The organism is Microbacterium sp. BLY (genome assembly GCF_017939615.1).
Classification (GTDB): domain Bacteria; phylum Actinomycetota; class Actinomycetes; order Actinomycetales; family Microbacteriaceae; genus Microbacterium.
In genome coordinates this window covers 2,639,340-2,661,895 of sequence record NZ_JAGKSR010000001.1, presented here as the reverse complement: position 1 = coordinate 2,661,895, position 22,556 = coordinate 2,639,340, and the positions used below count along the sequence as shown (strand labels likewise).

Sequence of the window (22,556 nt, the reverse complement as noted above, 5' to 3'; positions counted from 1 at the left end):
TGCCAACGATCACGCCAGAACGGTGGATGATCCATCACAAGATTGCGCGAAACCCTTGTGTGTGGCGCACAGAGGGCGCCGGCGGATCACCGCGGGGGGCGGCGCACCGACGGGCGACGGCGCACCTGATCCGCGGCTCCGATGGAGCCGAGGATCAGGGCGGTCTGGAGGATGAGGGCCTCACGCGGCCCCGTCGCATCCCAGCCGATGACCTCGCTGACGCGCTTCAGGCGGTAGCGGACCGTGTTCGGGTGCACGAAGAGCTCCCTGGCCGTGGCCTCGAGGGAACGGCCGTTGTCGAGGTAGCTCCACAGCGTCGTGACGAGATCGGTCGAGTGGGACTGCAGCGGGCGGTAGATGCGCTCGATGAGGGTCTGCTTCGCGAGCGGGTCACCGGCGAGGGCGCGCTCGGGGAGCAGATCATCCGCCTCGACGGGACGCGGTGCGCCCCGCCAGGCGCGGGCGACGGCGAATCCCGCAAGCGCAGCACGGGCGCTCTGGCTGGCGTCGACGAGGGCGGCGACCTCCGGCCCCAGCACGACGAAGCCGGGGCCGAACGACGGCTCCAGACGGGTCGCGATCTCCTGGAACCCGAGCTCCTCGTCCTCGCCCTCCTGGCCTTCGCCCCTGGCACGTCCGAGCACGAGGACGAGCCGGGAGCCCTGCACGCCGATGAGGACGTCGACCGCGAGCTTCCGCGCGGTGCGGCGCACCAGGTCGACATCGAACTGCGGGGGCGTGGTCCCTACGAGGACGGCGACCTCGCCGTGTCCGTGCCAGCCGAGCGCGGCAATACGGCTCGGCAGCTCCTCATCGGCCTCGCCGGTGAGGATCGAGTCGACGACGAGTGCCTCGAGGCGGGCGTCCCACAGCCCGCGGGCTTCCGCCGCACGGGCGTAGACGTCCGCCGCCGCGAAGGCGACATCGCGCGAGTACAGCAGGATGGCCTCGCGGAGATGCTCGCCCTTCCCGGCCACGCGCTCCTCGGTGACCTCGACCGTCACGCGGATGAGCTGGAGCGTCTGCTGCAGGCTCACGCTCCGCAGCAGCTCCCGGGGAGCGGCGGCGAAGATGTCGGCCGCGATCCACGGGGTGGACGTGGGGTCGTCGTACCACTGGATGAACGAGGTGATGCCCGCCTGCGCCACCAGCCCGACCGCGGAGCGGCGGGCCGGTGGCATGTCGGCGTACCAGGGGAGGGTGTCCTCCAGCCGCTTGATCGTCACCGTGGCGATGTCACCGGAGATCCGGCGCAACCAGGTGAGCGTGGCGGCCTTGTCCATGCCGGCGGCGGAGGCAGCTGTCACCGAGGGCTCAGCTTTCGCCGCCTGCGTTGCCGCTGGTGCCGGCGTTCACGTCGTGCAGGCGGTACTTCTCGATGGCCTGCGCGGACAGGCCGCGGTCGACCTTGCCCTCCTCGGCCAGCGCCTGCAGCGTGCGCACGACGATCGACGGGCCGTCGATCTTGAAGAAGCGGCGGGCCGCGGCGCGCGTGTCCGAGAATCCGAAGCCGTCGGCGCCGAGCGTGGCGAAACGGTTCGGGACCCACGGGCGGATCTGGTCCTGCACGGCGTGCATGAAGTCGCTGACCGCGACGACGGGACCCTCCGCGCCCTGGAGCTTCTGCGTGAGGTACGCGGTGCGCGGCTCCTGCTCCGGGTGGAGGAAGTTGTGCTCGTCGGCGGCGAGGCCGTCGCGGCGCAGCTCGGTCCACGAGGTGACCGACCACACGTCGGCGACGACGCCCCAGTCGTTCTTCAGCAGTTCCTGCGCCTCGAGGGCCCACGGCAGACCGACGCCGGAGGCGAAGAGCTGGGCGCGGGGGCCGTTGCCCTCGCCGACGGAGACGCGGTGGATGCCGCGGACGATGCCGTCCACGTCCACGTCCGCCGGCTCGGCGGGCTGCACCATCGGCTCGTTGTACACCGTGAGGTAGTACATGACGTTCGGGTCTTCGTGCTGACCGCCGTACATCCGCTCGAGGCCGGAGCGCATGATGTGCGCGATCTCGTAGCCGTACGCCGGGTCGTAGGAGACCGTCGCCGGGTTGGTGGAGGAGAGCAGGTGCGAGTGCCCGTCGGCGTGCTGCAGCCCCTCACCCGTGAGGGTGGTGCGGCCGGCCGTGGCGCCGATGATGAACCCGCGGGCCATCTGGTCGCCGGCCGCCCACTGGGCGTCGCCGGTGCGCTGGAAGCCGAACATCGAGTAGAAGATGTAGATCGGGATCAGCGGCTCGCCGTGCGTCGCGTACGACGTGCCCGCGGCGGTGAACGCCGCGAGGGCCCCCGCCTCGTTGATGCCGACGTGGACGATCTGGCCCTGCGGGCTCTCCTTGTAGGCGAGCAGCAGCTCCCGGTCGACCGAGGTGTAGTGCTGGCCGTTGGGGTTGTAGATCTTCGCGGTCGGGAAGTACGCGTCCATGCCGAACGTGCGCGCTTCGTCCGGGATGATCGGCACGATGCGGTGACCGAACTCCTTCGAGCGCAGCAGGTCTTTCAGCAGGCGGACGAACGCCATGGTGGTGGCGATCTCCTGCGTGCCCGAGCCCTTCTTCGGCAGCGCGTAGGCGCTCTCCTCGGGGAGCGAGAGGCCGACGTGCGTCGAGCGGCGCTCCGGGAGGAAGCCGCCGAGGGCCTTGCGGCGCTCGAGCATGTACTGGATCGTCTCGTCCTGCGGTCCCGGGTTGTAGTACGGGGGCAGGTACGGGTTCTCCTCGAGCTGCGCGTCCGTGATGGGGATGTGCATCGCGTCGCGGAACGTCTTGAGGTTGTCCAGCGTCATCTTCTTCATCTGGTGGGTCGCGTTGCGGCCCTCGAACTGCGGGCCCAGCCCGTAGCCCTTGACGGTCTTCGCGAGGATGACGGTCGGCTTGCCCTTGTGCTCGGTCGCGGCCTTGAACGCGGCGTACACCTTGCGGTAGTCGTGGCCACCCCGCTTGAGGTTCCAGATGTCGTCGTCGGAGTAGTCCTTGACGAGCGCGGCGGCGCGCTCGTCCCGGCCGAAGAAGTGCTCGCGGATGTACGCGCCGGACTCGGCCTTGTACGTCTGGTAGTCACCGTCGGGGGTGACGTTCATGAGGTTGAGCAGCGCGCCCTCGGTGTCACGGGCGAGCAGGTCGTCCCACTCGCGACCCCAGACCACCTTGATGACGTTCCAGCCCGCGCCGCGGAAGAACGACTCCAGCTCCTGGACGATCTTTCCGTTGCCGCGCACCGGGCCGTCGAGACGCTGCAGGTTGCAGTTGACGACGAAGGTCAGGTTGTCCAGGCCCTCGTTCGCAGCGACCTGGAGCTGTCCGCGGCTCTCGACCTCGTCCATCTCGCCGTCGCCGAGGAAGGCCCAGACGTGCGACTGCGAGGTGTCCTTGATGCCGCGGTTCTCGAGGTACTTGTTCGACATCGCCTGGTAGATGGCGTTGATCGGGCCGAGACCCATCGAGACCGTCGGGAACTGCCAGTACTCCGGCATCAGGCGCGGGTGCGGGTACGACGGGATGCCGTTCGGCGCGTGCGACTTCTCCTGGCGGAAGCCGTCGAGCTGGTCCTCCGTGAGGCGACCCTCGAGGAAGGAGCGGGCGTAGGTGCCGGGGGAGGCGTGGCCCTGGATGAAGATCTGGTCGGCGCCACCGGGGTGGTCCGCGCCCTTGAAGAAGTGGTTGAAGCCCACCTCGTACAGCGCCGCCGAGGACGCATAGGTCGAGATGTGACCGCCGACCCCGATGCCGGGGCGCTGGGCGCGGTGCACCGTGATGGCGGCGTTCCAGCGGATCCAGGCGCGGTAGCGGCGCTCGATCTCCTCGTCGCCGGGGAACTCGGGCTCGTTCTCCGGGGCGATGGTGTTGATGTAGTCGGTGGTCGGAACCATCGGCACGTTCAGGTGCAGTTCCTTGGAGCGCTTGAGCAGGCTGAGCATGATCTCGCGCCCGCGGCCGTGGCCCTTGGCGTCCACCAGCTCGTCGAGCGACTGCTGCCACTCACCGGTCTCTTCCGGATCGCTGTCGAGGGGGCCCTGAGAGTACGGATCCTGGTCGTGGACGGTCACGGGGGAACCTTTCGTCAAGCTGGCAGGTCATGCCAAGGAAACGGGAAGCGACACGGGCAGCCTTGTCGGCCGTGCACAACGCGCGCCGACCTCAGCCTATCCCTCTTCCACGACGCGGGTGCGCATCCGCGCCCGGATAGACTGAGCGCACCAGGGCCTTTAGCTCAGCTGGTAGAGCGCCACGTTTACACCGTGGATGTCGTCGGTTCGATCCCGGCAGGGCCCACATCAGCGGATCCTCGGGGTGCGCGCGGCCGATCAGCCGACGAGCGGTCCGCCGATGCGCCAGTAGCCGAGGAACGACACCTGCTCCTTCGCCACCCCCACCTGGGCCGTGAGGTGACGCCGGATGCGCGTGGTCGTGCCCGATTCCCCGGCCACCCAGGCATAGAAGTGCGCGTCGTTCCTCACCTCTGCACCGTGGGCTGCGCTCCACGCGGCCACCGCGCGTTCCGCGCCCGTCTCGGGGCCGTCGCCGCGGGCGACCCGCATCACACGGGCGAAGGCCGGTGCGTCGGCGGAGACGACATCGTCGGACGGATCAGTGCACTCCAGGATCACGTCGACCCGATGCGTGTCGTCGAGCGTTCGCAGGATCCCGCGGACGGCGGGGAACGCGGTCTCGTCCGCGACGAGGAGGAACCGCCGCGCCGGACCCGGGTGCCAGTGGATGCCGTACCCGGTCCAGCCCATGCGTCGGTCGGGGCCGTTGATCACCGCCGTGTCGCCGACGGCCGCCGCGGCCGCCCACGCTGATGCGGGGCCCGCCGGATCATGCAGATAGAAGTCGATGTCGATCTCCCGCTGCTCCGGGCGGATCTCGGCCGGCGTGTACGTGCGGAGGACGTTGCGGGCGTCCTCGGGGAGGGCCTTCCAGCGCGTGTACCACTCCGACGGGTGCGGGGTCGGCTCGTCCAGGAGCCCGAAGTCGGCGATCGACCCGTCGGGGAGGGGGAGCACGAGCTTGATCCGCTGATCCACACCCCACGGGGCGAAGGCCGCCAGGGCGTCGCCCCCGAACGTCAGGCGGACGAAGTGCGCGCTGAGCACTCGGCGCGCACGCACCTCGACGGGGAACGCGCTGTAGGCCCAGGGTCGCTCGGCGCTCATGTGGACACCGCCCGGGCACCGCGGAGCGGGACGACCAGAGGGCCGCCCGTCACCGGGTCGTCGATGACCATGTTGGCGAGCCCGAAGACCTCCTGCACCCGGTCGCTCGTGATGACCTCCGACGGGGAACCCTCCGCCACGATGCGCCCGTCGCGCATGGCGACGATGTGGGAGGCGTACCGGGCGGCGTGATTGAGGTCGTGCAGGACGGCCACGACCGTGCGGCCCTGCTCGTTGAGCTCTGCGAAGAGCTCCATGAGCTCGACCTGGTGTGCGACGTCGAGGTAGGTCGTCGGCTCATCGAGCAGCAGCAGGTCGGTGTCCTGTGCGAGAACCATGGCGACCCAGACACGCTGTCGCTGTCCTCCGGAGAGCTCGTCGACGGCGCGCCCCGCCAGGTCGGTCGTCCCGGTCGCGGCGAGCGCACGCTGCACGGCGTCCTCGTCGGCGGGCGACCACTGCCGCAGCAGGCGCTGGTGCGGATAACGTCCGCGGGCGACGAGGTCCCCGGCGGTGATGCCGTCCGGCGAGGTGGCGCTCTGCGGGAGCAGGCCGAGCCGGCGGGCGACCTCCTTCGCGGGGTAGGACGCGATCGATCGTCCGTCGAGCACGACGTCTCCGCCGGTCGGCGACAGCAGGCGCGACAGGCCGCGCAGCAGAGTGGACTTGCCGCACGCGTTGGCCCCGATGATGACGGTGAAGGAGCCGTCCGGGATGTCGACCGTGAGGTCGTGGACGATGTCCCGTCGGTCGTAGGACAGGCGGAGCCGCTGCGCGCGCAGGCGGGCGGGGGACTCGGGTTCAGGCACGGCGACGGATCTCCAGGATGATCATGAGGACGAGGTAGGCGCCCCCGACGGACACGGTGACGACGCCGACGGGGAGCGGGACCGGGAGCACATGCTGCGCGATGAGGTCGGAAGCGAGCAGCAGGACGGCGCCGACGAGCGCGGAGAGTCCGAGCGAGAGGGACGGCGTGCGGGCGAGGAGTCGGGCGATCTGCGGGGCGGCGAGCGCGACGAAGGCCACGGGGCCGGCGACCGTGGTGGCGGCGGCGACGAGCACCACGCCGATCAGGAGGGCGGCCGTGCGGACGATGCCCGGTCGGGCACCGGTCGCGGCGGCCACGTCGTCGCCGAGTTCGAGCTGCCGAAGGCGTGGGCTCAGGAGGAAGGCCGTCCCGGCGACCGGCGCGGCGGCGGCCAGTGCGACTCCGAGGGCCTCGGCGGTCACCCCGTTCAGGGAGCCGGCTCCCCACGCCGAGGCGAACATCGCGGTCTCCAGCTCGATCTGCAGGAGCATCCAGGTGTTGAGGGAGGCGAGCATCGCGGAGACGCCGATGCCGACCACGATCAGTCGGAATCCCTGGATGCCGCCGCGCGCGGAGAGGAGCCAGATCACGAGCGCGACCGCGAGCCCGCCGATGAGCGCGCCGGTCGTGCGCGCCGCGAGGGACGACGACACGAGGAGCAGGGACAGGAGCATGCCCGTGAACGCGCCGTTGGAGAGGCCGAGGATGTCGGGGCTGGCGAGGGGATTCCTCGTCACGGTCTGGAAGAGGGCACCGGCAACGGCGAGCAGCGCGCCGACGGCGAGGGCGGCGAGGGCCCGGGGGAGCCGCCACTCCAGCACCACGGTGCGGTCGATGCTGTCGCCGCCGCCGAAGAGGATGCGCACGACCTCCGCCGGTGCGAGCGGGAACGAGCCGAGGCCGAGCGAGAGGATGAGCAGCACGATCCCGGCGGACGTCATCGTGAGGCCCACGACGACGCTCCGGACGCGCACCGGCACCTGCAGGGGGCCCAGTCTCAGCAGGACACGGCGGGGGCCGGAGTCGAGCGTGGGGAAGGGGGCGGCGGTCACAGGCTGCTCGCCTTCCGTCGTCGGGCCAGGACGATCAGCACCGGCGCGCCGACCAGAGCCGCCACGACGCCGACCGGCACCTCGGCGGGGGCGATGATCACCCGGCCGACGACATCGGACAGCAGGACGACCACCGGGGTGAGCACGGCGGACAGGGGGACGATGAGGCGCTGATCGACGCCGAAGGTCCAGCGGATCACGTGGGGGACCATGAGTCCGACGAACGCGATCGGGCCGGCGAGGGCGGTGGCCGTGCCGGCCAGGAGGGTGACCGCGACGATCACACCGGTGCGCAGCAGCGCGACGTTCGCGCCCTGGGCGCGCGCGACGTCCTCGCCGAGGGCCAGGGCGTTGAGTCCGCCCGTCGCTGCCAGGGCGATCACGACGCCGACCCCCAGGAAGGGGAGGACGGCGACCAGATCGTCGAGTCCGGAGGCGAGGAGGGATCCGGCGTTCCAGCTGCGGAGGGTGTCGAACGCCTCCGGGTCGGTGAGGGTGAGGCCGGTGGTGATCCCGGAGAGCACGGCGCCCAGAGCGACCCCCGCCAGCGTGAGGCGGAGGGGGTCGGCGGCGCCGCGGCCCGCGGAGCCGACGAGGTACACCGCGACCGTGACGATCAGGGCGCCGAGGAAGGCGAGCCAGATGAATGCCGACGTGTCACGGAGGCCCAGCCACGCGACCCCGATCGCGACGGCGAGTGCGGCGCCGGCGTTGACTCCGAGGATTCCCGGATCCGCCAGCGGGTTCCGGGTGAACGCCTGGATCAGGGCGCCCGCGATGCCCAGGGCGGCTCCGGCTGCCAGACCCACGGCCGTCCGGGGGATACGCAGGTCGTACAGCACGTAGGCGGTCTCCGGTGTGCCGTTCCCCGCCAGAGTGTCGAGCAGGGCGTCGACGGACAGCGGGTTGGCGCCCACCAGCAGTGACAGGCTCACCGCCGCGATCAGGGCGACGGCCAGCACGGAGACGCCGAGCAGCCGCCGCCGCGCGCGCGGGAGCGGGGCCGCGGAGGGCCCCGCTCCGACGACAGTGGTCATCGACTCGCTTCGAGGTGCGTCTCGATGTCGTCGAGCACCGACTGCGCGCCCTTCGGTCCCACGCCGGACACCCAGGTCGCGGTGTCGACGAGGGTGACGGACGGGAATGCCGCCGCGTTCTGCCGGATCGCCGCCGGCACGGCGGACTCGTCCGCGACGTCCGCCGCGGTCACGAACACGTGATCCGCCTGCGCGTCGAGGATGTTCTCCGGCGAGATGTCGGCCTGGAGGCCGTCCGCCCAGTCCTGGTCCGGGATGGTGTACCCGACGCATTCCAGCAGGCTGCCCGCGAAGGAGACCGGGCCGTAGAGGCTGAGGGTCGTCTCATCGCGGGGGCGGATGAGCTGCGCCGTCTGCCCGGAGACGTCGTACTGGTCGCTGAGGCTCGCGCAGCGGTCGTCGACGTCTGCCAGCAGGTCGGCGACCTCGTCCTTGCGGTTCAGAGCGTCTCCGATGAGCAGTGCGTTGTCGCGCCAGGGGTCGGCCTGCGTCTCGATGAAGACCGTGGGCGCGATCGCGGAGAGCTGCTCATAGAGCGCGGAGTGCCGGGCCTCCGTGCCGAGGATGAGATCCGGCTTGAGTGCCGCGATCGCCTCGAGGTCCGGTTCCGGCACGGTGCCCACGGACTCGACGCCGTCGGCGCCGAGATAGGCGGGGGTGCCCGTCACGTTGGAGGCGACGGCGGTCCCCACCGGCGTGATGCCGACCGCGACCGCCGTGTCGAGCTCCAGCGGCTCGAGGGTGACGACGCGCTCGACCTCCGCCGGGACGTCCGTCGTGCCCCGGGCGTGGGTGACCGCGTGGGTGCTGGACGCCGTAGGCTCGGTGTCCGCCTCGGCGTCGGCGCCAGCGGGCGCACAGGCCGTCAGCAGGAGCGCGGCGGAAGCGGTCAGAGCGAGCGCCAGGGCGGCGGGGCGGCGGCGGGAGCGTACGGGCACGTCGGAGCCTTTCGGGGAGGGGGATCCACAGGGTGATCGTGGACTTAGGCCACCCTAACCTAACCGGGCGGTCGAATCGAAACCGACCCGTCAAGGGGGACCCCGGGCAGGGCGTACCGTAGAGCGCAGACTCGACTCGACGGACGGGAGCGGCAATGGGGCGACGCATCGTCATCAGCGGGGCCTCGGGCCTCATCGGCTCCGCGCTCACCGAGGCGCTGCGGGCGGACGGCATCGAGGTGAACACCCTCGTGCGGCGCCCTCCGCAGGCCGACGGCGAGATCGAGTGGGCTCCGGGGGAGACCGTGCTCGATCCGGACGCCGTGGCGGGCGCCGAGGCCGTCGTCGCGCTCGGCGGTGCGAGCGTGGGCCGCCTGCCGTGGACGCGCAGCTATCGACGGGAGCTCGTCGAGTCCCGACTCGACGCGACCAACACCCTCACCACCGCTCTCCGCGCTCTCCGGTCCGACGCGCCCGCCCTCGTCTCGGCGTCGGCCGTCGGGTACTACGGGTCGGCCCCCGGAGAGGTGCTCACCGAGCACTCGGGCCCGGGCAGCACCTTCCTGGCCGACCTCACCGTCCGATGGGAGGCTGCGGCACGGCGGGCCGAGGATCACACCCGCGTCGCACTGCTGCGCACCGCTCCCGTGATCCACCGCCGGGGCGTCTTGCGTCCCATGATCACGCTGACGAAGTTCGGCGTCGCCGGCCCGCTCGGGCGGGGGACGCAGGTGTGGCCCTGGATCTCCCTGGACGACGAGGTCCGTGCCATCCGTCACGTGCTCGACGCGAAGATCGCGGGGCCCGTCAACCTCACGGGCCCGACGCGTGCCACGGCGAATGACATCGGCCGTGCGCTCGCGGAGCGGATGCACCGTCCCTTCTGGGTGGCGGCACCCCGCTGGGCGCTGCGCCTCGCACTCGGCGACGCGGCGGACTCGCTGCTGCTTCCCGATGCCGACGTCCGACCGGAGGTCCTGCAGCAGACCGGATTCCGCTTCACCCACGCGACGGCGACCGCGGCCGTGGCCGCGGCGCTCTGACCGCGCGACGATTCTCCCGGCTGCACCCCTCCCGTCCCGCGACCTCCGCTGTCAGGATGGGCGCATGGAGATCATCGAGAACTCGAAGCTCACCGTCGTCGGCGCCGGAAGCGTCGGATCGAGCGTCGCCTATGCGGCGCTCATCCGGGGCTCGGCGCGGCACGTCGCCCTGTACGACATCGCGACCGAGAAGGTCGAGGCCGAGGTGCTCGACCTCGCACACGGCACGCAGTTCACCGGCAGCAGCGACATCATCGGCGGCAGCGACATCTCCGTGGCGGCCGGTTCGCACGTGGTCGTGATCACCGCGGGAGCCAAGCAGAACCCCGGTCAGACGCGCACGGAGCTGGCGGGCGTCAATGCGGGCATCATCCGACGCATGATGCCCGAGCTGCTCGCCGTCGCGCCGAACGCCGTCTACGTCATCGTCACCAACCCCTGCGACGTGCTCACCGTCATCGCGCAGCAGGAGACGGGGCTGCCGCCGGAGCGCATCTTCGCCTCGGGCACCGTGCTCGACACCTCTCGGCTCCGCTGGAAGCTGGGGGAGCGCGCCGGGGTCTCGACGGCGAGCGTGCACGCGCACATCATCGGCGAGCACGGCGACACCGAGTTCCCCCTCTGGTCGCGGGCCACGATCGGAACCGTGCCCATCCTCGACTGGGAGGCCCCCGGCCATCCGCGCTTCACTCTCGAGGAGCTCGACGAGATCGCCGTCGACATCCGCGATGCCGCGTACAAGGTGATCCAGGGCAAGGGCGCCACGAACTACGCGATCGGGCTGTCGAGCGCACGCATCGTGGAGGCGATCCTGCGCGACGAGCACGCGGTGATGCCCGTCAGCACCGTGCTCCGCGACTTCCACGGGCTGGACGGGGTGGCCCTCTCCGTGCCGTCGATCGTGAGCGCCGCCGGTGCGACGCCGATCCGGGCGACGTCGTTCTCGGAGCGGGAGTTCGACCTGCTGCGGCAGTCGGCCGACGCGCTCACCACGGTCGCGGCCTCGTTGCGGGGATGACGGCGGTGGGGCGGCGCTCCGCCCCACCGGGGTTCACCGTCCGTGCGGGTCCGTGCGGTTGAGGGTCGCGACGACGTCGTCATAGTCGCCTCGCGCCTCGCCGTAGCGGAGGAACTTCACCCGCTCGACCTGGATCTCGGTCGCGTCGGGCTGGGTCTCGAGGAGGGTCATGACCTCGTCGACGAAGGCGTCCAGGGGCAGAGCGGCCTCGTTCTCCGCATGCCCGGGCATGAGATCCGTGCGCACGGCGGGCGGCTCGAGCTCCTGCACCGCGACGGTCGTACCGGCGAGCTGCAACCGCAGCGACTCGCTGAGCATGTGGATCGCCGCCTTGCTCGCGTTGTAGGTGGGGGTGACCTTCAGGGGCGCGAAGGCGAGACCGGAGGAGACGGTCATGATGGTCGCCGCGGGCTGGGCACGCAGGTGCTCGATGACGGCGGCGATGAGGCGGATCGGGCCGAGGATGTTCGTGGTGACGGTCACCTCGGCGGTCGCGAGGAATCCCGCGGGCGTCGTCCAGTCCTCCGTGCGCATGATGCCCGCCATCGTGATCAGCACGTTCAGCGTCGGATGCGCGGCGAGGACCGCGCCCGTGGCCTCGCTGATGCTGGTCGAATCAGTGGTGTCGATGCGGACGGTGTGGAGCTCGGGATGCGCGGCAGCGATCGCGGCCAGTCGGTCCTCGCGACGTCCGCCGACGATCACGGTGTTGCCGCGCTCCTGCAGTCGGAGGGCCAGCGCCAAACCGATCCCGCTCGTCGCGCCGGGGATGAAGACGGTGTTTCCGGTGATGTCCATGGCCCCAGCCTCGGCGCCGCGTCCGCGCCGTTCCAGAGACGGCTGATCGGGGGATCGGCGGTCCCTGGATCCGGTCCCGTGTCCGGGGGATACTGCACGGATGGATCGCGATGCCCTGGCCGACTTCCTCCTGCGCCGTCGGGAGGCGCTCCGTCCCGCCGATGTGGGCCTGCCGGAGGGGCCGCGTCGGCGGACGGCCGGGCTGCGCCGGGAGGAGGTCGCGCAGCTGGCGACCATGTCGACGGACTACTACACGCGTCTTGAGCAGCGCCGTGGGCCGCAGCCGAGCGCCCAGATCCTCGCCGCTCTCGCCCGCGCGCTGCGGCTGTCCTCGGACGAGCGCGACTACCTCTACCGGCTCAGCGGGCTCAGCGCTCCCGATCGCGCGGTGATCACCGACTACGTCCGTCCCGGCATCCTCCGGGTGCTCGACCGGCTGCACGACACCCCGGCGTTCGTGGTCTCGGCACTCGACGAGGTGCTGGTGCAGAACGACGCCTCGCGGGCGCTGATCGGCGACGCGAGCGGTCTGACCGGGCTCGACCGGAGCGGCATCTATCGCTGGTTTGCGCGACCGGAGGAGGAACGGCGGCGATACCGGGAGGCCGATCACCCTCGACAGTCACGGGCGCTGGTGGCGGCGTTGCGCGCCGCGTACGGCACCATGGGCGCGCGGTCACGGGCGGGGGAGATCGTCGCCGACCTCTCCGACCGCAGCGCGGAGTTCGTGGAGCTGTGGGCGGCCCACGAGGTCGCCCGTCGCTTCGAGCAGCACAAGGTGATCGTGCATCCGGAACTCGGCGAGATCGAGGTGGACTGCCAGGCACTGTTCACCGAGGACGAGTCGCAGGCGCTCATCGTCCTCACGGCGCAGCCCGGGAGCGCGGCCGCCGGGAAGCTCGAGTTCCTGCGCGTGCTCGGCACGCAGAGCGTCTGAGCCCTCGCGCTCAGGACTCCTCGTGCACGGCGGGATCGCCGTCGAACAGACGCCCGTCCGCGCGTCCGAGTCCCGTGATCGCGGCGACCTCCGCGTCGTCGAGGGTCACGGCGGCGGCGGCGAGGTTCGCGGCCTGGTGCTCGGCGGACGACGCCTTCGGGATCGCGACGGTTCCCCGTGCCACATGCCAGGCGAGGACGGCCTGAGCGGGAGTGATCCCGTGTGCGGCGGCGACCTCGCGGACAACCGGCTCGTCGAGGACGGCCTCCGCCCGCCCCAGCGGGCTCCACGCTTCGGTGAGGATGCCGCGCTCTCGGTGGGAGGCGAGCTGCTCCTCCTGCGGGAAGTACGGGTGCACCTCGATCTGGTTCACGACCGGCCGGACCCCGGTCTCCCGTTCGATGCGCACGAGATGCTCGGGGAGGAAGTTCGAGACGCCGATCTGGCGGACGACGCCGCGCGACTGGGCGTCGACGAGAGCCTCCCAGGCCTCGACGTATTCGTCCTGGCTCGGGTTCGGCCAGTGGATGAGGTGCAGGTCGGTCGCGTCGAGGCCGAGGCGGGAGCGGCTCTCCTCGATGCTGGCGGTCGCCGTCGCGCGGGCATGGTGCCGCCCGGGGAGCTTCGTCGTCACGATGACCTCGGAGCGGGGGACGCCGGAGGCAGCGACGCCGCGCCCGACGGATCCCTCGTTCTCGTAGTTGAAGGCCGAATCGACGAGTCGGTATCCCGCACGGAGCGCCTGGGCGACGGCATCCGCTCCGGCGTCGCCGTTCAGCCGATACGTGCCGAGTCCGAGAGCCGGCAGGGCGAAGCCGTTGTGGGCGCGGAAAGTGGGGACAGTGGTCATCGGTGCTCCTGGCGTCGGCGTGCCTCCAGCGTAGGGCGAGTTGGCGCAGAGCCGTCGACCGCGGGAAGCTGACAGGCATGAACTCGATCGTCGCGCTCTCATGACGCAGCCCGTCCGCTGTCCCTGCGCCTCGGGCGACACGTTCGCCGCGTGCTGCGGCCCGCTCCTCGACGGGGCTCCGGCGCCGACCGCCGAGCGGCTGATGCGCTCCCGGTACACGGCGTTCGCTCGCGAGGACGGGGCGCATCTGCTCCGCACCTGGCACCCGGAGACGCGACCGGAGACGGTCACCTTCGAGGACGACCTGGAGTGGCGGCGGCTGGTGATCCTGGACCGCGTGGCCGGCGGACCCTTCGACTCGGAGGGTGTCGTCGAGTTCGAGGCCTTCTGGCGGCAGGGCGACGCGCGCGGCTCCCTCCACGAGCGCAGCCGCTTCGTTCGCGAGGACCGGACGTGGTTCTACCTCGATGGCGAGATCCGATGATGCGGGAGGCGAGCCGGCAGCGACTAGATTTGAAGGCGTGAACGCCACCCCGGAGAACCAGCGCACCCTGCTCGACATCGCGGACCTCGACCGGCGCTTCGCGCAGGCGGAGCGGGCCCGCGCACAGCCGAGCCAGGCGAGCCGGATCACCGAGCTCGTCGCCATCCGTCAGGAGCAGCTGCGTGAGCTCACGGTCCTCACCGGCGCCAGGGACGACGCCCGCACCGAGCTCTCGCGGCTGGAATCCGATGTCGCGCTGGCCGAACAGCGCCGCGATCGTGACGCCCAGCGCCTCGCGGCGGCCACCAACCCCAAGGAGGCGCAGGCCCTGGAGCACGAGCTCGCCAGCCTCGCCAAGCGCCTGAGCGACCTCGAGGACGCGGAGCTCGACGTCATGGGGCGCGTCGAGGAGGCCGACGCCGCCGTCGCCGCGCAGCAGGCGCTGCTGGATGCGACGACCGCAGAGGGGAGTGCCCTCACCGCGCAGGGCAAGGCCGACGTCGCTGCGGCGACCGAGCTCGGCGCGCAGCTGGCCCGCGACCGGGAGGCGGTCGCCGCCACCGTTCCCGCGGCTCTTCTCGCGGAGTACGATCGCCGCGCCGCGAACAGCGCCGGAGCCGCGCTCCTCACCCGCGGGACCTGTGAAGGCTGCCGCATGATGCTCCCCGGCACCGATCTCAACGAGATCCGACGTGCGCCCGAGGACGAGGTCGTCTCGTGCCCCGAGTGCGGCTGCATCCTCGTGCGCACCGAGGAGTCGGGACTCTCTTCGTGAGCGCATCCGGCCTGCACCGCCCGTGACGGCGCCGGCGTCGGGCCCGGAGCGACGCCTCGCGCTGGTCGGCCTCGGTGCGGGGGAGTACGCCGCGATCGAGCTCGACGAACACGACGGGGAGCAGCAGCGTACGCTCCTGCCCGCGGCGGAACTCGCTGGATGGGTGGCCGCGGTCGAAGCCGCCGACGCCCCGCGGTGGATCATCCGCAGCGCGGCCGAGATCTACGCTCTGCTGCTCAGCGAGGGCGTCCGGATCGGGCGCAGCCACGACCTCGTCCTCTGTCATGCGATCCTCCGCGACACGGCCATGGTGTCCACGCCGCTGGCCCCTGCCGCCGCCTGGGAGCGCCGCGACCCGGTCGACACCACCCCCTCCCTGTTCGACGTCCTCGACGAGGAGTCCGGTGAGGACGCGGTCATCGCGGCACTCGAGCAGTACCGCGCGCAGCGGACCGTGATGGCGGAGGCGGCCGACGGACGTCTGACGCTGCTGTGCGCCGCAGAGTCGGCCGGCGGGCTGATCGCCGAGGAGATGCGCGTCGCGGGGCTCCCGTGGGACGCCGGGGTGCACGACGCGATCCTCACCGAGACCTTGGGGGCTCGTCCCGCCTCGGGCGGGCTGCCCCGACGGATGGTGGAGCGCGGCGACGAGGTGCGGGCCCTGCTCGACGACCCCACGCTGCACCTGGACAGCCAGCCGAAGCTGCTGCGTGCGCTGCACCGCGTGGGCGTGTCGGTGGAGTCGACGAGCAAGTGGGAGCTCTCCGCGCATGAGCATCCGGTGATCGAGCCGCTCCTCGCCTACAAGAAGCTCTCCCGGTTGCTCAGCGCGAACGGCTGGACGTGGTTGTCGGAGTGGGTGCACGACGGGCGCTTCCGTCCGGTCTACATCCCCGGCGGTGTGGTGACCGGTCGGTGGGCCTCGGCGGGCGGCGGTGCCCTGCAGCTGCCTCGGAACCTGCGACCCGCGGTGCGCGCCGATCCCGGCTGGGCGCTGGTCGTCGCGGATGTCGCTCAGCTCGAGCCGCGGATGCTCGCGGCCATGGCGGCCGACGAGGCGATGGCGGCCGCGGCGCGCGGCGGCGATCTGTATGCCGGCGTCGTGGCGTCGGGGGCCGTGGCGACGCGCGAGGAGGCGAAGTACGCGGTGCTCGGCGCGATGTACGGCGCCACCAGCGGCGACAGCGGACGACTCGTTCCCCGCCTGCGGAAGGTCTACCCGCGGGCGATGGCGCTCGTCGACGATGCGGCACGGGTGGGCGAGGACGGCGGCATCGTCTCGACCTGGCTGGGACGCTCGTCGCCGCGTCCGTCCACGGAGTGGATGCGGCTGCAGGCCGACGCGACGGGAGCCGACGCCGACCCTGCGGTGGTCGCGCTCGCGCGGCGTCGTGCACGGGAATGGGGGCGCTTCACGCGGAACTTCGTCGTCCAGGGGACGGCCGCGGAGTGGTCGCTGATCTGGCTCGCGGAGATCCGCCACCGCCTGGCGCAGCTCCCCGAGGTGTTCGGCGCGGCGGAGGCCTCGGGGCCGTTCGCGCGGGAGCCGCACCTGGCGTTCTTCCTGCACGACGAGGTCATCCTGCATACACCGCAGGAGCATGCGGAGGCCGCCGCCGACGCCGTCCGCGATGCCGCCGCCGTGGCCACCACCCGCTTGTTCGGCACCTTCCCGATCGACGTGCCCCTCGACCTGCGCATCGCGGACTCCGCGGAGAAGTGAGGCCCCGTAGACTGGAGGGGCGAATGGGTCGACTGGACGGTCGCGTGGCGGGCAACCGCACCGAGGAACGTCCGGGCTCCACAGGGCAGGGCGGTGGGTAACACCCACCCGGAGTGATCCGCGAGACAGTGCCACAGAGAGCAGACCGCCCCGCGAGGGGTAAGGGTGAAAGGGTGGTGTAAGAGACCACCGGGGGCCGTGGTGACACGGCCCGCCAGGTAAACCTCGCCCGGAGCAAGGTCAGACAGAGGATGATGACGCGGCCCGCCGAGTCCTCGGGTAGACCGCTGGAGCGGCACGGCAACGTGTCGCCGAGAGAGATGGCCGTCGAAGGGGCGAAGAACCCCGGAACAGAACCCGGCGTACAGGTCGGCCCATTCGCCTCGAACGAGGAAGGCCCCGATGATTCCCGTCATCGGGGCCTTCCCTTGGGTCCCTGAGCCTGTCGAAGGGCCCTGAGCGTCCCGCTGGGTCCCTGAGCCTGTCGAAGGGAGCCTGTCGAAGGGTCAGTCGCCGGCGAGCGAGGCCGCCCCGATGATGCCCGAGTTGTTGCGGTGGATCGCCGGGACGATCGGCGTCTTCAGGTCGAGCAGGGGCAGGAAGTCGCCCGCGTTCTTCGACACGCCGCCGCCGACGACGAACAGGTCGGGGCTGAACAGGAACTCGATGTGGGAGTAGAACGCCTGGAGACGCTCGGCCCACTCGGCCCAGCTCAGGCCCTCGCGTTCCCGGGCCGACGTCGCCGCCCACGTCTCCACCGATTCGTGCTCGCGGAAGTTCAGGTGCCCGAGCTCGGTGTTGGGAAGGAGGACGCCGTCGTAGATGAAGGCCGAACCGATCCCGGTGCCGAGGGTTGTGAGGAGCGTGAAGCCGAGCACGTCGCGGGCCGCGCCGTGGCGGGCCTCCGCGACGCCGGCGGCGTCGGCGTCGTTCACGAAGACGATGTTGCGGCCGAGCCCGTCACGGAAGAACCGCTCGGCATCGAAGTCGATCCACTCCTTCGACACGTTCGCCGCCGAGAGGGTCTTGCCGCGCTTGACGATCGCGGGGAACGCCACGCCGAGCGGCAGGGTCGACTCGTGCACGTCGAGCGTCTTGAGGACCGTCTGCACCGCGACGAGGACGTCTTCGGGCGACGCGCCGGCGGGCGTGGGCACCCGCACCCGATCCGAGGCCATGGTGCCGTGTTCGAGGTCGACGATTCCCGCTTTGATGCCCGTGCCGCCGATGTCGACGCCGATCGCTTTTGCCATGGCCGATAGCTTAGCGACCACGGTGCACGCCAGTAGGATCGATGACATCACCCCAACCGCTCGCGGGAAGAAGGAGCAGCCATGACCGACGGCGATCACAAGTACTGGTACAACTCCGCCACGGGCGAGGTCGAGTTCGGCATGCTGTCGCCGTCGATCGACCGCATCGGGCCCTTCGACACCGAGGCCGAGGCGCGACGCGCCCCCGAGGTGCTCAAGGAGCGGTCGCGGGCCTGGGCCGAGGAGGAAGCGGCGGAGCAGGGCTGGGACGCGAAGCCGTCCAGCGGCTTCGGTGCGGAGAAGGGCCAGGGCGCAGAGTAGTCATGGACAAGCAGAGGGACTTCGTCCTCCGGACGATCGAGGAGCGCGGCGTCAAGTTCGTGCGACTGTGGTTCACCGACGTGATCGGCACGCTCAAGTCGGTGGCCATCGCGCCGGCCGAGGTCGAGGGTGCGTTCGCCGAGGGCATCGGGTTCGACGGCTCCGCCATCGAGGGCCTCACCCGCACCTATGAGTCCGATCTGCTGGCCCAGCCCGATCCGACGACGTTCCAGACGCTGCCGTGGCGCGGGGAGATCGACCCGACCGCTCGCATGTTCTGCGACCTCACCACGCCCGACGGGCAGCCCGCGGTGGCCGATCCGCGGCATGTGCTGAAGCGCACGCTGGCGAAGGCCGCGGATGCGGGCTTCACGTTCTACACGCACCCGGAGATCGAGTTCTACCTGCTGAAGTCGTCGTCGTTCGGTCCCGAGGGCCCCGTGCCGGTCGACTCCGCCGGCTACTTCGACAACGTCCCCGGCGGCACCGCACACGACTTCCGTCGGCGCTCCGTCCGCATGCTGGAGGACCTCGGCATCTCGGTGGAGTTCAGCCACCACGAGGGTGGTCCCGGCCAGAACGAGATCGATCTCCGCTATGCGGACGCCTTGACCACCGCGGACAACGTGATGACCTTCCGCACGGTCATCAAGGAGGTCGCGATCGAGCAGGGCGTCTACGCCACGTTCATGCCGAAGCCGCTCAGCGGGCAGCCGGGCAGCGGCATGCACACGCACATGTCGCTGTTCGAGGGCGATCAGAACGCGTTCTACGAGGAGGGCGCGAAGTACCAGCTCTCCAAGACCGGACGCCACTTCATCGCGGGCCTGCTCCGGCACGCCAACGAGATCTCCGCCGTGACGAACCAGTTCGTCAACTCGTACAAGCGGCTCTGGGGCGGCGACGAGGCGCCCAGCTTCATCACGTGGGGCCACAACAACCGGTCCGCCCTGGTCCGCGTCCCGATGTACAAGCCGAACAAGGGCCAGTCCTCGCGCGTGGAGTATCGCGCGCTCGACTCGGCGGCGAACCCCTACCTGGCCTACGCGCTCATGCTCGCAGCCGGTCTCAAGGGCATCGAGGAGGGCTACGAGCTTCCGCCGGAGGCCGAGGACAACGTCTGGGCGCTGAGCGATGCGGAGCGCCGCGCGCTCGGCTACTCGGCGCTGCCCGCGAGCCTGGATCACGCTCTCGAGTACATGGAGGCCTCCGAGCTCGTCGCCGAGACGCTGGGCGAGCAGGTGTTCAACTACGTGCTCCTCAACAAGCGCAAGGAGTGGGAGGCGTACCGCGGCCAGGTCACGCCCCTGGAGCTGAAGAACAACCTCGAGCTCCTCTGAGCGCGGCATGGCCCGCCCCGACGCCTCCGTCTCGCTCTCGGCTCTCGCCCGCCTCGGATTCGCCGAGCTGAGCGAGGCCGCGGAGTCTCTGGCCGAACTGGAGACCCTCCTGGGCGTGCCGCGTGCGGCGCTGCTCGATGCGGCGGTCGCGGCGGACCCGGACGCGGCCGTCCGCGGTCTGCTCCGCGTGGCCCGGCGCGATCCGTCCGCTCTGCGCGCTCTCGTCGATGACGGAGACACGCGGCGTCGGGTGTGGCGCGTCTTCGGCGCCTCGGTGGGGCTGGCGGAGTTCTTCCTGCGCCATCCCGATGAGCTGACGGTCCTCGCCGCACCGGTGGATGCCCTGCCCGGCGCGGACGTCTGGCGCGAAAGGCTCCTCGCCGCCGTCGGCGCGGAGGACGGCTTCGCGGCCGCGGCCGACGACGACACCATCGTCGCCCTCCGGGTGGCCTACCGACGGAACCTGGCCGAGATCGCCGCCTATGACCTCGGCCATGTGCATCCCGTCGACGTGGTCGCGGAGGTGGCGGCGGCTCTCGCGGACCTCGCCGGCGCCGCGCTGGAGGCGTCGCTGGCGATCGCGCGGACCCGGCAGTTGCCGTCGGCACCCCGCGAGGTCGTGGCCGCTGTGCGTCTGGCCGTCATCGGCATGGGAAAGGCCGGGGCCCGGGAGCTCAACTACGTCAGTGATGTCGACGTGATCTTCGTCGGCGGCACCGCCGACGAGGACGTGCTGCCCGAACCGCGGGCGATCGACATCGCCACCCGGCTGGCCAGGGAGACCATGCGCAATCTCAGCGCCATCGAGGTCGAGCCGCCGCTCTGGGAGGTGGATGCGGCGCTGCGTCCCGAAGGCAAGCAGGGCGCGCTGGTGCGCTCGCTCGCCTCCCACGTGGCGTACTACGACCGCTGGGCGAAGAGCTGGGAGTTCCAGGCGCTCCTGAAGGCACGTCCGCTCGCGGGGGATCCCGCGCTGGGGGCCGCGTACATCGATGCCGTGGCGCCGCGGGTGTGGTCGAGCGCGGCACGGGAGGACTTCGTCGAGAGCGTCCAGCGCATGCGCGAGCGGGTGATGGAGCACATCGATCCGGAGGACGCGCCGTATCAGCTCAAGCTCGGAGCGGGCGGACTGCGCGACATCGAGTTCACGGTCCAGCTCCTGCAGCTCGTGCACGGCCTGACCGACGAGTCCCTCCGCACACGCGGCACGTTGGAGAGCCTGGACGCGCTCGTCGCGGGCGGGTACATCGGCCGCGCCGATGCCGGCACCTTCGCCGACGACTATCGCGTGCTCCGACTCATGGAGCACCGTCTGCAGCTTCGTGACCTCAGTCGCACCCACCTCATGCCGAAGATCCCGGCGGGACTGCGCATCCTGGCGCGGAGCTCGCGGCTGGCCGACACGGGCGATGGGGTGTGGGCGCGCTGGGAGAGCGTGCGACGGGAGGTGCGGGAGATCCACACCCGTCTCTTCTATCGTCCGCTCCTCAGCGCGGTGGCGGGGCTCCCGGAGGAGGAGCGCACGCTGTCGGCGGAGCAGGCGCACGACCGGCTCGCCGCGATCGGCTTCCGCGACCCGGCCGGAGCGCTGCGGCACATCGGCGCGCTGACGCGCGGGCTCAGCCGCAAGGCGACGATCCAGCGACACCTGATGCCCGTCATGGTGCGGTGGTTCGCGGATGGCAGCGACCCCGACTACGGGCTCCTCGCATTCCGGCGCATCAGCGAGCGGCTGGGGGACACCTCGTGGTTCCTGCGCATGCTGCGGGATTCGTCCGGCGCCGCGGAGAGCCTCACCCGGTTGCTGTCGTCCTCGCGGTACATCGGCGAGCTGCTCGAGTGGATCCCGGAGTCGGTGGCCTGGCTGGACAGCGCCGAGAGGCTGCGTCCGCGGAGCGCGCAGGCGCTCGACGACGAGGCCCGCGCGATCCAGACGCGCCACGAGACGGTCGCCGACGCGCTGCGGGCCGTCCGGGCCCTGCGGCGTCGCGAGCTCCTGCGCACCGCGATGGCGGCCGTCCTCGACGTCGTCACCATCGAGGAGGTGGCCACCGCGCTCACCGACATCACCGATGCGACGATCCAGGCCGGCCTCCGCGCCGTCCTCCGCGAGGTCGTGCCGTCCGAAGACGCGGCGCTCGACTTCGCCGTCATCGGCATGGGGAGGTTCGGGGGTGCGGAACTCGGGTTCGGGTCCGACGCCGACGTCCTGTACGTGTACGACGCGAACGGCGTCGACCCGGGCAGGGCCGAGAAGCTTGCGACGAGGATCGTGGCGGGACTCCGCGAGCATCTGACGGATCATCGCCTTCCTCTCGACCTCGATGCGGGTCTGCGGCCCGAGGGGCGCAACGGTCCGATCGTGCGGTCCATCGACGCGTACGCGGCGTATTACCGCCGCTGGTCGCTGTCGTGGGAGGCCCAGGCGCTGCTGCGTGCGCGCGGTGTCGCCGGGAGCGCGAAGCTCATCGGACGGTTCATGGAGCTCGCGGACAGCATCCGGTACCCGGAGACGGTCGATCTCCAGGGCCTCCGGGAGATCAAGCGGATCAAGGCCCGTGTGGAGGGGGAGCGGCTGCCGCAGGGCACCGACCCCCGTCGTCACCTCAAGCTCGGACCGGGGACCCTCAGCGATGTGGAGTGGCTCGTGCAGCTCCTCCAGCTGCAGCATGCGACCGACGTTCCGGGGCTGCGCACGACATCCACGCTGCACGCGCTCGACGCCGCGGTCCAGGCCGCGCTCGTCGAGGAGGACGACGCGGACCGGCTCCGGGCGGCGTGGCTGCTGTCCAGCCGGCTCCGCTCGGGCATCACGCTGCTCACCGGGCAGACGAGCGACGTCCTGCCCGCCGACCGCCGTCAACTGGATGCCCTGGCGCGCCTTCTCGGCTATCCGCCCCGGTCGGCCACCCCGCTCGAGGAGGACTATCTGGCCGTCACGCGGCGCGCCCGGAGAACCTTCGAGCAGCTCTTCTACGGCTAGACGGCCGGTCGAGTTGCACGATCGTCGTCCGTCGCTCAGAGT

19 protein-coding genes, 1 tRNA gene and 1 other RNA gene are annotated in these 22,556 nt (G+C 71.2%); 11 read left to right on the top strand and 10 right to left on the bottom strand.

What is annotated here, in order from left to right; translation table 11 throughout:
• Positions 1-86 precede the first annotated feature (86 nt).
• Together KAF39_RS13020 and aceE are read right to left on the bottom strand one after the other, a co-directional pair.
• Entirely contained in the window at positions 87-1,283 is a 1,197-nt protein-coding gene (locus KAF39_RS13020; RefSeq protein WP_210678066.1) for a CdaR family transcriptional regulator, read from the bottom strand.
• 31 nt (positions 1,284-1,314) lie between these two features.
• A complete protein-coding gene (gene aceE / locus KAF39_RS13015; protein ID WP_210677627.1) occupies positions 1,315-4,041 on the bottom strand; it encodes a pyruvate dehydrogenase (acetyl-transferring), homodimeric type in 2,727 nt (908 codons plus the stop codon).
• A gap of 153 nt (positions 4,042-4,194) precedes the next feature.
• Between aceE and KAF39_RS13010 the strand changes: the two genes are divergently transcribed.
• A tRNA-Val gene (locus tag KAF39_RS13010) sits at positions 4,195-4,267 on the top strand.
• Between the two features lie 32 nt (positions 4,268-4,299).
• On the opposite strand, the gene KAF39_RS13005 is transcribed toward KAF39_RS13010, so the two are convergent.
• From KAF39_RS13005 to KAF39_RS12985, 5 genes are read right to left on the bottom strand one after another with little or no spacing between them, the layout of a single operon-like run.
• On the bottom strand, positions 4,300-5,151 hold the full coding sequence (locus tag KAF39_RS13005) for a siderophore-interacting protein (RefSeq protein ID WP_210677626.1): 852 nt from the start codon (positions 5,149-5,151) through the stop codon (positions 4,300-4,302).
• Positions 5,148-5,960: an ABC transporter ATP-binding protein gene (locus tag KAF39_RS13000; RefSeq protein ID WP_210677625.1), complete on the bottom strand. Its 813-nt coding sequence runs from the start codon at positions 5,958-5,960 to the stop codon at positions 5,148-5,150. Before KAF39_RS13000 ends, KAF39_RS13005 begins: the two co-directional genes overlap by 4 nt.
• A complete protein-coding gene (locus KAF39_RS12995; protein WP_307805213.1) occupies positions 5,953-7,014 on the bottom strand; it encodes an iron chelate uptake ABC transporter family permease subunit in 1,062 nt (353 codons plus the stop codon). Before KAF39_RS12995 ends, KAF39_RS13000 begins: the two co-directional genes overlap by 8 nt.
• The gene (locus tag KAF39_RS12990) at positions 7,011-8,051 is read right to left on the bottom strand and encodes an iron ABC transporter permease (protein WP_210677624.1); all 1,041 of its coding nucleotides are present in this window, start codon (positions 8,049-8,051) and stop codon (positions 7,011-7,013) included. The genes KAF39_RS12995 and KAF39_RS12990 overlap by 4 nt, the downstream gene beginning before the upstream one ends.
• On the bottom strand, positions 8,048-8,989 hold the full coding sequence (locus KAF39_RS12985; RefSeq protein WP_210677623.1) for an ABC transporter substrate-binding protein: 942 nt from the start codon (positions 8,987-8,989) through the stop codon (positions 8,048-8,050). The genes KAF39_RS12990 and KAF39_RS12985 overlap by 4 nt, the downstream gene beginning before the upstream one ends.
• 155 nt (positions 8,990-9,144) lie before the next feature.
• Here KAF39_RS12985 and KAF39_RS12980 point away from each other — a divergent pair, with 155 nt between their 5' ends.
• Together KAF39_RS12980 and KAF39_RS12975 are read left to right on the top strand one after the other, a co-directional pair.
• On the top strand, positions 9,145-10,032 hold the full coding sequence (locus KAF39_RS12980; protein ID WP_210677622.1) for a TIGR01777 family oxidoreductase: 888 nt from the start codon (positions 9,145-9,147) through the stop codon (positions 10,030-10,032).
• Positions 10,033-10,096: 64 nt separating this feature from the next.
• Complete coding sequence (locus KAF39_RS12975; protein ID WP_210677621.1) at positions 10,097-11,050, top strand: L-lactate dehydrogenase; 954 nt, start codon at positions 10,097-10,099, stop codon at positions 11,048-11,050.
• 33 nt (positions 11,051-11,083) lie between these two features.
• Here KAF39_RS12975 and KAF39_RS12970 read toward each other — a convergent pair whose 3' ends face one another.
• Positions 11,084-11,848 (bottom strand): SDR family oxidoreductase, encoded by a 765-nt coding sequence (locus KAF39_RS12970; RefSeq protein ID WP_210677620.1) that lies wholly within the window; start codon positions 11,846-11,848, stop codon positions 11,084-11,086.
• Between the two features lie 100 nt (positions 11,849-11,948).
• Here KAF39_RS12970 and KAF39_RS12965 point away from each other — a divergent pair, with 100 nt between their 5' ends.
• Positions 11,949-12,785 carry a helix-turn-helix transcriptional regulator gene (locus KAF39_RS12965; RefSeq protein WP_210677619.1) on the top strand — a complete coding sequence of 279 codons (837 nt, stop codon included), beginning with the start codon at positions 11,949-11,951 and terminating at the stop codon, positions 12,783-12,785.
• Positions 12,786-12,795: 10 nt separating this feature from the next.
• On the opposite strand, the gene KAF39_RS12960 is transcribed toward KAF39_RS12965, so the two are convergent.
• The gene (locus KAF39_RS12960; protein WP_210677618.1) at positions 12,796-13,635 is read right to left on the bottom strand and encodes an aldo/keto reductase; all 840 of its coding nucleotides are present in this window, start codon (positions 13,633-13,635) and stop codon (positions 12,796-12,798) included.
• Between the two features lie 100 nt (positions 13,636-13,735).
• Here KAF39_RS12960 and KAF39_RS12955 point away from each other — a divergent pair, with 100 nt between their 5' ends.
• The 4 genes from KAF39_RS12955 (at position 13,736) to rnpB (ending at position 16,998) form a co-directional block, all read left to right on the top strand.
• Positions 13,736-14,119, top strand: coding sequence for a YchJ family protein (locus tag KAF39_RS12955; protein WP_210677617.1), 384 nt, complete (start codon positions 13,736-13,738; stop codon positions 14,117-14,119).
• A gap of 37 nt (positions 14,120-14,156) precedes the next feature.
• Positions 14,157-14,894, top strand: coding sequence for a zinc ribbon domain-containing protein (locus tag KAF39_RS12950; protein ID WP_210677616.1), 738 nt, complete (start codon positions 14,157-14,159; stop codon positions 14,892-14,894).
• A 22-nt stretch (positions 14,895-14,916) separates the two neighbouring features.
• On the top strand, positions 14,917-16,617 hold the full coding sequence (locus KAF39_RS12945) for a bifunctional 3'-5' exonuclease/DNA polymerase (RefSeq protein ID WP_210677615.1): 1,701 nt from the start codon (positions 14,917-14,919) through the stop codon (positions 16,615-16,617).
• A gap of 24 nt (positions 16,618-16,641) precedes the next feature.
• Positions 16,642-16,998: RNase P RNA component class A (rnpB, locus tag KAF39_RS12940), an RNA gene on the top strand.
• A 125-nt stretch (positions 16,999-17,123) separates the two neighbouring features.
• Here the strand turns inward: rnpB and ppgK are convergent.
• Positions 17,124-17,870 (bottom strand): polyphosphate--glucose phosphotransferase, encoded by a 747-nt coding sequence (gene ppgK, locus KAF39_RS12935; protein ID WP_210677614.1) that lies wholly within the window; start codon positions 17,868-17,870, stop codon positions 17,124-17,126.
• An 81-nt stretch (positions 17,871-17,951) separates the two neighbouring features.
• On the opposite strand from ppgK, the gene KAF39_RS12930 reads away from it, so the two are divergent.
• The 3 genes from KAF39_RS12930 to KAF39_RS12920 are packed head-to-tail and all read left to right on the top strand — an operon-like array spanning position 17,952 to position 22,514.
• Positions 17,952-18,191, top strand: coding sequence for an SPOR domain-containing protein (locus tag KAF39_RS12930; protein WP_149085427.1), 240 nt, complete (start codon positions 17,952-17,954; stop codon positions 18,189-18,191).
• Positions 18,192-18,193: 2 nt separating this feature from the next.
• Positions 18,194-19,531 (top strand): type I glutamate--ammonia ligase, encoded by a 1,338-nt coding sequence (gene glnA / locus KAF39_RS12925; RefSeq protein WP_149085426.1) that lies wholly within the window; start codon positions 18,194-18,196, stop codon positions 19,529-19,531.
• Between the two features lie 7 nt (positions 19,532-19,538).
• Positions 19,539-22,514, top strand: a complete 2,976-nt coding sequence (locus tag KAF39_RS12920) for a bifunctional [glutamine synthetase] adenylyltransferase/[glutamine synthetase]-adenylyl-L-tyrosine phosphorylase (RefSeq protein ID WP_210677613.1) — start codon at positions 19,539-19,541, stop codon at positions 22,512-22,514.
• The last annotated feature ends 42 nt before the right edge of the window (positions 22,515-22,556 follow it).